General features: G+C 67.2%; 11 protein-coding genes. 9 read left to right on the plus strand and 2 right to left on the minus strand.

Features of this window, described 5'->3' with window-relative positions:
• The first annotated feature begins 34 nt into the window (after positions 1 to 34).
• The 9 genes from AS181_RS14865 to AS181_RS14905 all read left to right on the plus strand — a co-directional run bounded on the left by AS181_RS14865 (position 35) and on the right by AS181_RS14905 (position 11505).
• Complete coding sequence (locus AS181_RS14865; protein WP_058252345.1) at positions 35 to 1834, plus strand: N-acetylglutaminylglutamine amidotransferase; 1800 nt, start codon at positions 35 to 37, stop codon at positions 1832 to 1834.
• Positions 1831 to 3744 carry an alpha/beta hydrolase family protein gene (locus AS181_RS14870; protein ID WP_058252346.1) on the plus strand — a complete coding sequence of 638 codons (1914 nt, stop codon included), beginning with the start codon at positions 1831 to 1833 and terminating at the stop codon, positions 3742 to 3744. The genes AS181_RS14865 and AS181_RS14870 overlap by 4 nt, the downstream gene beginning before the upstream one ends.
• Positions 3745 to 3752: 8 nt before the next feature.
• Positions 3753 to 4445, plus strand: coding sequence for a GntR family transcriptional regulator (locus tag AS181_RS14875; RefSeq protein ID WP_058252347.1), 693 nt, complete (start codon positions 3753 to 3755; stop codon positions 4443 to 4445).
• A 122-nt stretch (positions 4446 to 4567) separates the two neighbouring features.
• A complete protein-coding gene (locus AS181_RS14880; RefSeq protein ID WP_058252348.1) occupies positions 4568 to 6211 on the plus strand; it encodes an NCS1 family nucleobase:cation symporter-1 in 1644 nt (547 codons plus the stop codon).
• A 138-nt stretch (positions 6212 to 6349) separates the two neighbouring features.
• Positions 6350 to 7357 carry an alpha/beta hydrolase gene (locus AS181_RS14885; RefSeq protein WP_058252349.1) on the plus strand — a complete coding sequence of 336 codons (1008 nt, stop codon included), beginning with the start codon at positions 6350 to 6352 and terminating at the stop codon, positions 7355 to 7357.
• Positions 7354 to 8214: an SDR family NAD(P)-dependent oxidoreductase gene (locus AS181_RS14890; protein ID WP_058252350.1), complete on the plus strand. Its 861-nt coding sequence runs from the start codon at positions 7354 to 7356 to the stop codon at positions 8212 to 8214. Before AS181_RS14885 ends, AS181_RS14890 begins: the two co-directional genes overlap by 4 nt.
• 43 nt (positions 8215 to 8257) lie before the next feature.
• On the plus strand, positions 8258 to 9181 hold the full coding sequence (locus AS181_RS14895) for a hypothetical protein (protein WP_058252351.1): 924 nt from the start codon (positions 8258 to 8260) through the stop codon (positions 9179 to 9181).
• Between the two features lie 10 nt (positions 9182 to 9191).
• A complete protein-coding gene (locus tag AS181_RS14900) occupies positions 9192 to 10685 on the plus strand; it encodes a flavin-containing monooxygenase (RefSeq protein ID WP_058252352.1) in 1494 nt (497 codons plus the stop codon).
• Between the two features lie 4 nt (positions 10686 to 10689).
• The gene (locus AS181_RS14905; RefSeq protein WP_231742456.1) at positions 10690 to 11505 is read left to right on the plus strand and encodes a MerR family transcriptional regulator; all 816 of its coding nucleotides are present in this window, start codon (positions 10690 to 10692) and stop codon (positions 11503 to 11505) included.
• Here the strand turns inward: AS181_RS14905 and AS181_RS14910 are convergent.
• Together AS181_RS14910 and AS181_RS14915 are read right to left on the minus strand one after the other, a co-directional pair.
• The gene (locus AS181_RS14910) at positions 11464 to 12120 is read right to left on the minus strand and encodes a hypothetical protein (protein ID WP_175404339.1); all 657 of its coding nucleotides are present in this window, start codon (positions 12118 to 12120) and stop codon (positions 11464 to 11466) included. The two genes, AS181_RS14905 and AS181_RS14910, sit on opposite strands and share 42 nt — an antisense overlap.
• Positions 12107 to 12538, minus strand: a complete 432-nt coding sequence (locus tag AS181_RS14915; RefSeq protein WP_058252353.1) for a PPOX class F420-dependent oxidoreductase — start codon at positions 12536 to 12538, stop codon at positions 12107 to 12109. Before AS181_RS14915 ends, AS181_RS14910 begins: the two co-directional genes overlap by 14 nt.
• Between the last annotated feature and the right edge of the window lie 31 nt (positions 12539 to 12569).

Here is a 12569-nt window from a genome sequence, read left to right on the forward strand (position 1 = left end):
GAGTACGACAGCTAACGAGGAGGACCACCGACCCATGTGCGGAATCTGCGGCGAGATCCGGTTCGACGGGACCGCTCCGGATGTCTCGGCGGTCGACGCCATGACCTGCGAGATGACGCGTCGCGGCCCTGACGGCTCGGGCGTCTTCTCGAAAGGCGGTGTGGCGCTCGGTCATCGGCGCCTGAAGATCATCGACCTGACCGAAAAGGGCAGTCAGCCGATGATCGACCCGGCACTCGGCCTGGCGTTGGTCTTCAACGGCTGCATCTACAACCACCACGAACTGCGCGCCGAACTCGAGGGCAAGGGCTACACGTTCTTCTCCCACGCCGACAGCGAGGTCATCCTCAAGGCGTTCCATGCCTGGGGCCCCGACTGCGTCGACCATTTCATGGGCATGTTCGCGTTCGCCGTCGTCGACACCGACACCGGCGTGGTCACCCTCGGACGGGACCGGCTCGGCATCAAACCGCTCTACCTCGCCGACACCCCCGGTCGACTCCGGTTCGCCTCGTCGGTGCAGGCACTCCTGCGCGCCGGCGACGTCGACACCTCGATCGACCGGGTGGCGTTGCACCACTACTTCAGCTTCCATGCCGTCGTCCCGGCACCCCACACCATCTACAACGGCATCCGGAAGCTGCCGCCGGCCACCGTCATGACCATCCAGCCCGACGGACGCCGCACCGAACGCCGTTACTGGGAACCGGCTTTCGAACCGCATCCCGACCGCCGGGACTGGGACGAGAAGCGATGGCAGCACGAGCTGCTCGACTCGCTGCGGACGTCCGTGCGCAGGCGGATGGTCGCCGACGTCCCGGTCGGCGTGCTGCTGTCCGGGGGCGTCGACTCCTCGCTGGTGGTCGCGCTGCTCGCCGAGCAGGGTCAGACCGACCTCGCGACCTTCAGCATCGGATTCGATTCCGCGGCCGGGGAATCGGGGGACGAGTACGCCTACTCCGACCTCATCGCCGACACCTTCGGTACCGACCATCACAAGATCCACATCGGGACCGACCGGTTGCTGCCCGCGATCCCGGATACGGTCGCGGCGATGGGCGAACCGATGGTCAGCCACGACTGCGTCGCGTTCTATCTCCTGTCGCAGGAGGTCAGCAAGTCCATCAAGGTGGTCCAGTCCGGTCAGGGCGCCGACGAGATCCTCGGCGGGTACAGCTGGTATCCCCCGCTGCTGGACGTGACGAGGGAGAAGACGACGCGCGCGTACGCCGACGTGTTCTTCGACCGCGACGATGTCGACATCCGCGGCATCCTCGCCGACGACTACCTCACCGAGGCCGGTTACGACCCCAGCTTCGAATTCGCCTGGGCCCACCAGTCCGCACCGGGCGCGGCCACCGCCGTCGACGCCGCCCTCCGCCTGGACACGACCGTCATGCTCGTCGACGACCCGGTCAAACGCGTCGACACCATGACGATGGCCTGGGGCCTGGAGGCCCGCGTCCCGTTCCTCGACCACGAGTTCGTCGAACTGGCCGCCACGTGTCCCCCCGATCTCAAACTCGCGCATGGCGGCAAGGGCGTCCTCAAGGAGGCGAGCCGGGCGCTGCTGCCGTCGGCGGTCATCGATCGCACGAAGGGGTACTTCCCGGTGCCGGGTATCCGCCATCTGACCGGCGGTGTCCTCGATCTCGTGTCGGACACCCTGCGGTCGAAGGCGGCCCGCGATCGCGGCCTGTACCGTCCCGCGGCCCTCGACCGACTGTTCGCCGACCCCAACGGAATCCGCACGAGACTCGACGGCAACGAGCTGTGGCAGGTCGCCCTGCTGGAGATGTGGTTGCAGACGATGGAAGCGAACGCCCGACGGTGACCGCTCTGCGCTTCGACGACCGCGGCTGGAAGACCTACGGCGCCTCGCTCTCCCCCGACGGGAGTGCCTTCGCCTACATCGTCGACGAGGGCACCGGTTATCCGCGGGCCGCGCAGCGATCGCTCTCGCGGGACGGCGTCGGCGAGTTGCGCTGGGTGCAGCTCCGATCCACCGGTCCGGTCCGAAAGGTGGTGCACTCCACGGACGGTCGCTGGCTCGCAGTGGAGATCGCGCCGAGCGGCGGTGAGCACCACCAGGTGTGGGTCGTCACCACCGATCCCGACGACGACACCGCCCATCGCATCGCCGCGACGCGCCCCGACGGGCGATCGTTCGGCACGGTGGGCCTGGTCGGCTGGGACACCGACTGGGTCCTGATCACCGCCATCGATCAGGACGGCACCTCCCACGCGCTCCGCGTGCATCCGGGGACCGGGACGACACTCACCCTCGATCAGCGCGTCGGCAGCGTGCTGATCGACTCGTGGAAGGGTGCCACCCTCGTCCGGGTGGGCCCGCGCGGGTATCACGACATGTTGCTGCTGCGCCGCCATCCCGAATCGGGTGACGACGAGATCACGATGACCCCGCTGCTGCCGCAGGATCCGGGCGCGATCACCGATCAGGGTTATCTCCTCGACCAGGGTTTCGATCACTCATCCCTGGTGTTCGTCCCCGCCCCGAACGAACCGGCCCGCGACCTCGACAGTGTCCAGGCGCTGGTGCGCAGCGATTTCGACGCCAAGTTCCCTCGGCTTCTGGGAGTCGAGGTCAGCAAGTTCGGCGTGCGCTTCCGGGTGATGGCCCAGCGCGTCGACATCGGGCTCGACGAGTTCGCGGTCAGCCACGACCAGTCGACCGTCGCCCTGCTGTGGAATGTGCGGGGCTGCAGCGAGTTGCAGATCCTGACCCTGCCCGATCAGACCCTGCACCCGCCCATCGACCTGCCCGGCGAGGTGGCCTCCGACCTGTCCATCAGTGCCGCGGGGTCGGTCGTGACGGTGACGGTGTCGAGCCCGCAGCACTCCCCCCTCGTCCATCTCGTGGATGTCGCCAACCGGCAGGTGTTCCCGGTCCGCGACGACGTCGTCGCCGGCGAGGGTCCCTCGTGTCTGCTCCGGCCCGAACTGTTGGAGTTCTCGGCGCGCGACGGTATGCCGTTGTCCGGCTTCCTGTTCCGCGCCAAGCGGGCCGCGGGCACGGCCGTGCCCGGCCCCACGCTGCTCTACTTCCACGGCGGACCGGAGGGACAGTCGCGCCCGGACTACCAGTTCCTGTTCGGCCCCCTCGTCGACGCCGGGATCACGGTCTTCGCCGCGAACGTCCGCGGGTCGTCGGGATACGGCCGGTTGTTCTCGCACGCCGACGACCGATACGGACGGTATGCCGGGATCGACGACGCCGCGGACTGTGCCGAGTTCCTGTGTCGACAGGGCATCGCCGACCCCGACGCGGTCTACTGCTCCGGCCGTTCGTACGGCGGTTATCTGACCCTGGCATGCCTGACCTTCCATCCCGACCTGTTCGCCGCCGGGATCGCCATCTGCGGCATGAGCGACCTGGAGTCGTTCTTCCGCAACACCGAACCGTGGATCGCGGTGGCGGCCTACACCAAGTACGGACATCCGGAGTTCGACCGTGAACTCCTCGCCGACCTGTCGCCGATCCACCGGATCGACGCGGTGCGCGCGCCGCTGCTCGTCGTCCACGGAGCGCACGACACCAACGTGCCGGTGAGCGAGTCGCAACAGATCGTCGCCGAACTCCAGGCACGCGGCGCCGTGGCCGAGATGCTGATGTTCGACGACGAGGGTCACGAGATCGTCAAGCGGCACAATCAACATCGGCTCACCGAGGCGGTCGCCGACTGGATCGCGCGTCACCCGTCCCGGAATCGGTCATCTCGATGAACCGGCGGATGACCGACCGCCTGCTCGCCCAGCTCGCCGAGACGCGTTCGCCCAACACACGTGCGAATGTGCTCGAGGAACTACGTCGACTGATCCTGTCCGGTGGCGCGCCCCCGGGGACCCAACTCCCGCCGGGCGAGATCGCCGACGCCTTCGACGTGAGTCCGATCCCGGTCCGCGAAGCCCTGAAGACACTGGTCGGCGAAGGCCTGGTGGTGCACCGCCCCGGAGCGGGGTACCGGGTGAGTCAGCTGTCCACCGAGGAGCTACGCGAGATCTACTTCGTCCGAGGCACTCTCGAACAGGCAGCACTCGCCCGGTCGGTCGGCCTGATCGACGAGTCCTCCCTGGAGACCGCACGCGCACACCACATCGAGCTGCTCGCGGCGGTGAAGTACAACGACGGCAAGGCTTTTCACGACATCTCCCGCGAGTTCCATCGCGCTCTCACCGAGCCGTGCGCGATGCCGCGGCTGCTCAACATGTTCGAGGCGACCTGGAATCTCACCGAACCGTTCCAGGTGATGAGATCGGTGACCGCCGAGACCCAGCAGGCACTCAACACCGACCACGCCGACCTGCTCGCGGCCTTCGGCGACCGAGACACCGCATCGGTCCTCGACGTCGCACACCGTCACCACCAGCGCCTCGAGAGCGCCGTCATCGAGACCGCCGCACTCCTCGACGTCCGCCACGACTGAGCCCCGCGAAATATATCTGCCCGTTCATCGCGGGGTAACAATCCGTTCTTACATTTCTCCCATCAGCGTGCGCCCCGTACGACTTCCGACCCCGGCCGCTGACCAGGACCAGGAGAACGCCAATGTCCACACCACCCTCCGGGACGCCCGGACCGCAGGTACCCGCGGCCACGTCTCACACCGGCGCCGCCGGTGAGAGCGTCATCAAGTCCACCTACGACGATCGGCTCACCAACACCGATCTCGCGCCACTGAAGGAACAGAAGTGGACGTGGTACAACATCTTCGCCTTCTGGATGTCCGACGTGCACAGCGTCGGCGGATACGTGTTCGCGGGCAGCCTCTTCGCGCTGGGCATCGCGGCCTGGCAGGTGCTGGTGGCGCTCGTGGTGGGCATCGTGGCCGTCAACATCCTGTGCAACCTGGTCGCGAAGCCCTCCCAGATGGCGGGCGTTCCCTACCCGGTGACGACCCGGGTCTCCTTCGGCGTCAAGGGCGCCAACATCCCGGCCATCATCCGCGGCGTGATCGCGGTCGTCTGGTACGGCATCCAGACCTACCTCGCCTCAGTCGCTTTCGGCCTCCTGGCGCTGAAGTTCTGGCCCGGACTCGAGCCCTGGGGCGAGGTCGAACAGCATGGTTTCCTCGGATTGTCCGCGCTCGGCTGGGCGGGTTTCATCCTGATGTGGATCCTGCAGGCGTTCGTGTTCTGGAACGGGATGGAGACCATCCGGAAGTTCATCGACTTCTGCGGTCCCGCAGTGTATGTCGTCATGATCGCGCTGGCGGCCTACCTGGTCGTCGAGGCCGGTTGGGACAACGTCAGTCTCGACCTGTCGGTCGGCGACGGACTCTCGGGATGGTCGTCGTTCACGATGATGATCAGCGCGATCGCACTCGTGATCTCCTATTTCTCCGGTCCGATGCTCAACTTCGGTGACTTCTCGCGTTACGGGCGCACTTTCGGCGAGGTCAAGAAGGGCAACTTCTGGGGCCTGCCGGTCAACTTCCTCTTCTTCTCACTCCTCGTGGTGTGCACGGTCTCCGCGGCGGTCACGGTCATCGGCACCGACGAGGACGGCAACATCATCACCGATCCGGTGCACATCGTCGATCGCATCGACAACACGACCGCCGCGGTGCTGGGCGTGCTCACCTTCGCCATCGCCACGATCGGGATCAACATCGTCGCGAACTTCGTCTCGCCGGCGTTCGACTTCTCGAATGTCGCGCCCACCAAGATCAGCTGGCGAACCGGCGGCATGATCGCGGCGGTCGGCTCGGTGCTCATCACGCCGTGGAACCTCTTCAACAATCCGACCGCGATCCACTACACGATGGACACCCTCGGCGCGGTCATCGGTCCGCTGTTCGGCATCCTCATCGCCGATTTCTACCTCGTCAAGAAGCAGAAGATCGAGGTGGACGAGCTCTTCACCATGAGGCCCGAGGGCGCCTACTGGTACCGCAACGGCTGGAACCCGGTTGCCGTCGGCGCCACCGCCATCGCGTCGATCCTCCCGATCGGTGTCGTCATCTTCGGCACCGTGTATCAGGCCAGCTTCACATGGTTCATCGGCGCGGGCATGGGCATGCTCCTCTACTGGCTCGGGATGAAGTTCGTGCCGACCCGCCTGATCTACGGACCCGCGGCGCTCGCTCGCATGACCGCTGACATCGAAGTGATGTCGGCGGAGCCCGAGACCGCGGGAACGCCGACCACAGAAGCCGCGTCCACCGTGCCCGGGGGCAGCACCCGGAACTGACGGGCGGTGAACCACCGGGCCGCGCGAGCATCTCGCGCGGCCCGGTCTGCTGTGTGTGCGGCTCCCGAACCCACCGCCCACCCCTGACGCATCCATTGTGCCATTGACAAATGGTACGGTTGCTGATGGTGTGAGTTGATGCACACCAGCACGACTCCGACCCCGCTGCCGACCCGCGCGTCGGCACGGGCCACCGTGACCGCCCATGCGACGAGGTGGGGGCTCGGCACGTTCACCGGCGCGATTCCACTGAATCCGCTGGGCATCCGACTCTCGCGCGGTCTCATCGCCGCGATCATGCGCACGCTCGGACGTACGCCATCCGGAACAACCGTGTATCCGGTCCGCGAGAACGGCATTCGCGGCGAGTGGGTTCTCGGACCGGATGTCCGACGGGGGCGCCGCGCGATCTACTACGTCCACGGCAGCGCGTACAGCATCTGCTCGGCTCGCACACATCGGTCGCTGGCCGCGCGGCTCTCTTTCGCGACCGGGATACCGGTGTTCGTCGTCGACTACCGTCTGGCGCCCGAGCACCGATTCCCCACCGCCGCCGAGGACGTCGCCGACGGCTTCGACTGGCTGCTCCGCCAGGGCTTCCTCCCTTCCGACATCGTGGTCGCCGGCGACTCCGCCGGCGGTCATCTGGCCTGCGATCTGACCCTCCGGCGCGCGGACGGCGGCGCCGCCCAACCCGCCGCGGTCGTCCTGTTCTCCCCGCTCATCGACCTCACCTTCGAGCTGGCGCGCACCCAGGAACGCATCCGGCGCGACCCGGCGATCACGGCTGCGGCGGCCGCCCGCCTGGTGGCGCTCTACACCCGCGACGTTGCCGCCGACGACCCGCGAGTCGCGTTTGATTTCGCTGCGGCACGGCACCTTCCACCGTTCCTCATCCAGGCGGGCGGCGCCGAGATGCTCAGCGCCGACGCCCGCCACCTGCACGAGCAACTCCGCGCGCACGGCGGTGACAGCCGGCTGGAGATCTGGCCGGGCCTGATGCACGTCTTCCAGGCCCTCCCTCGACTCGGCCCCGAGGCCGACGCCGCACTGCGGCGGGTGGCGCAGTTCCTGGGCGACCAGGCGGCGAACCGGCCGTCTCCGGCGACGGCCCCGGCTTCGCCCACCGAGGCGGACGCGTCATGATCACCGCGGTCGACGGAATCCGGCGCCGGTTCCTCCGGAATCCGTTGTCGCAGAATGCCCGCGCCCTCGTCACCGGTGCCGGCAGCGGGATCGGTCGCGCATTCGCGCTCGAACTCGGCCGACGCGGCGGCGAGGTGATCTGCGCGGACATCGACGAGACACGCGCCGACGAGACCGCGTCGCTGGTCACCTCCCGGACCGGGCGGGTGGCCCATGCGTTCACCTGCGATGTCGCCGACCGTGCCGCGATGACCTCGCTCGCGGCGTTCACCCGCGACACCTTCGACGGTCCACCGACTCTCGTCGTCAACAACGCCGGGGTCGGCATCGGGGGCCGCCCGGTCGGCGACATCGGGTTCGACGACTGGGACTGGACGCTCGGGATCAACCTCTGGGGTGTGGTGCACGGGTGCGAACTCTTCGCGCCGATGCTGCGCGAAGCGGGCCGCGGGGGGATCATCAACGTCGCGTCGGCCGCAGGTTTCGCCGCGGCGCCGGTGATGGCGCCCTACAACGTGTCGAAGGCCGGCGTGGTCTCGCTGAGCGAGACACTCGCCGCCGAGCTGGCCTCCGCCGGCGTCGGTGTCACGGTTCTGTGCCCCACGTTCGTCAAGACCAACGTGGCCCGCGACGGTCGGATCACCTCGGACGCACAGGATCTCGCCGGGACGCTGATGCGCTGGACCGGGGTGTCCCCGGCCGGCGTGGCCGCATCGACACTCGACGCCCACGATCTGGGACGTCTCTACGTCCTGCCGCAACTGGACGCCCGCGTGATCTGGCATCTCAAACGACACTTCCCGGCGTCCTACGTCCGCGGACTCGGACTCCTCAACCGCCTCCTGCCGTCGTCCTGACCCGGCGACCTCAGCGCACCGACCACACGAAAGGACCACTCTCATGGCCATCGACCTCGACAACATGCTGCAGAAGATCAAGGACCGTCAATGGGCCCTGATCGACATCGATTGGGACGCACCGGGCGCCGAGCTCATCGACCCCGACCTCCACGCCAAGCTCAAACCCTTCATGAGTGACCTGATGTGGATCGAGAACGTCGGCGCACGGGGCTTCGCGGCCATGGCCAAGAAGGCGCCGACCCCGACGCTGAAGAGCATCTACGAACACTTCCACGCCGAGGAACAGAAGCATGCCAATGCCGAACTGGCACTGATGCGCAGGTGGGGCATGCTCGACGGCGACGAGATCCCGTCACCGAATGTCAACGTGCAGCTGGTGATCAACTGGCTCGACCGACACTCCGACGACATGTCCCTGTCCTTTCTGGGAACCGTGATCCCGATGCTCGAGGTCGCGCTCGACGGCGCGCTGATCAAGTTCATCACCGACGAGGTCAAGGACCCGGTGGCCCAGGAGGTGTTCAGACGGATCAACTCCGATGAATCGCGGCACCTCGCAGTCGACTTCGAGGTGATGGAGATCCTCGGACACGCGGGGTTGCGCAAACGGACGATCGATTTCGTCGGCGGGTGGGTCAAGCCGACCTTCCTGATCGGAGCTCTCAGTTATGTACCGCTCCTGAACAAGATGCGCGACAACATCGTCGCGATGGGGGTCGACGAGGAACGGCTGTACAGCGCGATGAAGCGCTACCGGGCGGTGGGAGATCGAAGTGAGTACGTGCGGCGCCTGCCCATGTTCCAGGTGGTCGCGTACCACGGTGCGGCGGTGATCAATCGAGGCAACGTGCCCTACCACCTGTTCGCCGACTCGATGGTGAAGCTCACCGATCGCATCCCGTTCGGGCTGGTCCACCGAACACCCACGTGGTCGCAGGAACTCACCTACGAGCCGACGGCCTGAGGCGGCGGTGATGCACACCTCGGTGGCCATCATCGGAGCCGGATTCGCCGGTATCGGCGCGGCGATCCGTCTCCGGGAGCACGGAATCGACGACCTCGCGATCTTCGAACGCGACGACCGGGTCGGCGGCACGTGGCGCGACAACACCTATCCGGGTGCCGCGTGCGACATCCCGTCGCGCCTGTACTCCTACAGCTTCGCGCCCAACCCGGACTGGTCGCACACCTACTCGCGCAGTGCCGAGATCCTCGACTACATCCGGTCGATGGTCGACGACTCCGGGATCGGACCGCACATCCGGTTCGGCCACACGGTGACCGGGATGGAGTACAACGCCGACGACGGTCTGTGGACCATCACCTTCGACGAAGGGCACGAACCGGTACGGGCGCGCGCCGTCGTCCTGGCCTCGGGTCCGCTCGCGAACGCCTCCTTCCCCGACATCCCCGGCATCGAGGACTACGAGGGGCACAAGATCCACAGCGCACGTTGGGATCACGACTACGACTTCACCGGCAAGAAGGTCGCTGTCGTGGGCACCGGGGCGAGCGCGGTCCAGATCGTGCCGGAGCTGGTCGAGACCGCCGCGTCGGTGAAGGTCTTCCAGCGCACGCCCGGCTGGGTCCTGCCCCGCGCGAACGTGCGGACCCGTGCGACGACCAAGCGGCTCTATCGGGCGGTGCCCGGCACCCAGCGACTGGCGCGTTCACTCTGGTTCTGGGGTCACGAGACGGTGGCGCTGGGCGTCGTCTGGAACACTCCCCTGACCCGCGTCGTCGAGGCGGTCAGCAAAATGCACCTGCGGTCACAGGTCGACGACCCGTGGCTGCGCCGGCAGCTCACCCCCGACTTCGCCGCGGGATGCAAACGACTGCTCATGACCAGTGACTACTACCCCGCGCTCCAGCGACCGAACTGCACACTGGTGACCTGGCCGATCGCCCGCATCGCCGAACGCGGCATCCGCACCGTCGAAGGTGTTGAGCACCAGTTCGATTGCATCGTGTTCGCGACCGGGTTCGACGTGTCCAAGACCGGGACGCCGATCCCGATCACCGGCCTCGACGGCCGCGACCTCGCGTCCGAGTGGGGCCGGGGCGCGTTCGCGTACCGCAGCGTCGCCGTGTCCGGCTATCCCAATCTGTTCTTCACGTTCGGACCCAACTCCGGCCCGGGCCACAGCTCCGCGCTGGTCTACATGGAGGCCCAGATCGACTACATCACCGAAGCGGTCACCCAGCTGCTCGAGAACGACTGGAAGGCTCTCGACGTGCGCGCCGAGGCGCAGGAGCGATACAACCAGGACATCCAGTGTCGACTGACCTCGACCACCTGGAACTCCGGATGCCAGAGCTGGTACCTGACCGACGACGGGTTCAACGCGACGATGTACCCCGGCTTCGCGACCCAGTACGTCAATCAGCTGCGCCGCGTCGAACTGCGCGACTACCGGATCCTCGTTCACCGGGACGCTCGGACTCCGGCCACCGCAGCGTTACAGTGAGGGGATGACCGAGTACCGGATCGACGACCTGGCGCGCGTGTCCGGAACCACGACCCGGAACATCCGCGGCTATCAGGAACGCGGGCTGCTCCCCCAGCCGCTGCGGCGCGGACGCGTCGCGATCTACACCGAGAAGCACCTGCGTAACCTCCGGGCCATCAACAAACTGCTCGGGAGCGGGTTCACCCTCAAGCACATCGCCACCTTCATGACGAATCCCGGCGCTCGCATCGGGGATGCGTTGGAGCTCAACGAGATCCTCGACGAGCATTGGTCGAGCACGTCACGCCCGGAGATCACCCGCGACGAGCTCGACGAGCGATTCGGTCCGCTGGACGATGCCCAGGTCGCGGCTCTCGTGCGAGCCGGTGTGATCTCGGAGACCCCGCGCGATGGGGTGTACGAGGCCATCGACCCGCGCATCATCGGAAACCTGGCGAAACTCGTGCGACGGGGCGTGCAGATCACCGCGCTGGCAGATGTCCACGAACGGTTCACCGCAAAGATCAACGAGGCCGCCGAGATCCTGCTCGCTGCCGCGCATGACGAGGTGGACCGACGCAAGGGCCCGGGCTGGCTGCCGGAGAACGACGACGACGTCGCCTGGGCGGTGAACCTCCTGGGGATGATGCGCCGCGTCGGAACCGAGAACGCCCACGCCGCACTCGACCGCGCCCTCGACACGGCGCTGGACCGGGAACTCTCGGCCCACCAGAGCGCCGTCGACGAGCGCGCGGACGCCGACGCGCCGCAGCCCGGCCGGGAATCCGTCGAGCCCTCAGCCGGACCCGTTGTGCCGCTTCGGCAGAACGACCAATGAGGCGAGGAAGAAGCAGATCGCTCCCACGAACGTACCGACCGTCGCGGCCACCGCGTCGGCGGTGACGCCACCCCTGGTCACGAATGCTCCGACGGCCGACACCCCGAATGCGACACACCCGATCCAGTTGATCAGCACCGACCACCAGTCCCGATCGCGGAGATCCCACCGGCGTCCGGTGGCGCGGGTGTAGCCGGCGAAGGCGACCGCGCCACTGATGAGGAAGGCGATGGACCCGCCCGCGTCCGGGGTCCAGACCAGGTGCCGGTCGCCCCAGATCGTATGCGCGACCAGAGCTCCCGTGGTCGACACGTTGAACAGGATCGTACCCACCGATTGCGTGGCTGCTGTGAGCCATTCGGCACGGATGACCGAACCGGGCGCCGACGACCGCAGTTCGGCCACGGTACCGCTGCGGATCAGCTGGATGAATCCGGCTGCGGTGAAGAACCAGGCGCCGACAAAGTAGCAGCTGTTGGCGAACCCGGCGCCCATCAAGTGGGCCAGCCCGGGGGCCGACCCCAGCGCGAACAGCGCCGACCCGATCATGAACCCCCAGCACTGCTTGGGCAGCGTCGGCGTCAGGAATGCATGTGTGCGGTCATGCGGTGACATCAAGGCTCGCGATGACCTTGCTCGGCTCGATCCAGATCCCCAGCTCGCCGGGGACCCCGTTTCGGGCTCCGAACTCTTCGGCCCGCTCGGCACCCATGTAGCGCGCCCCGCACATCGTCGCGATGCGACGCACCTCGTCGAGGTCGTCGGTGACCCGCGCGATGCCTTGCACCTGCACGAAACCGAACGGCGGTGCGGGCAGGTCGACCGCCATCACGACACGTGGATCACGCAACAGCGCACGGCCTTTGGCAGTCGTGGCCCCGGTGTTGAACGCGATCCGGTCGCCGTCGAGGACGAACCACACCGGGACGACGAGCGGTCGACCGTCGGCGGCGGTGTATCCGAGGTGCCCGGTCTTCGTGCCGCTGGTGAGGAAGTCGCGGATGGCCGGATCGGACAGCGTGGGCTCAGACATGCCTCTCACCCTAGAGAGACCCGGCCACAAC

The organism is Gordonia sp. SGD-V-85, assembly GCF_001456905.1.
GTDB classification, from domain to species: domain Bacteria; phylum Actinomycetota; class Actinomycetes; order Mycobacteriales; family Mycobacteriaceae; genus Gordonia; species Gordonia hongkongensis.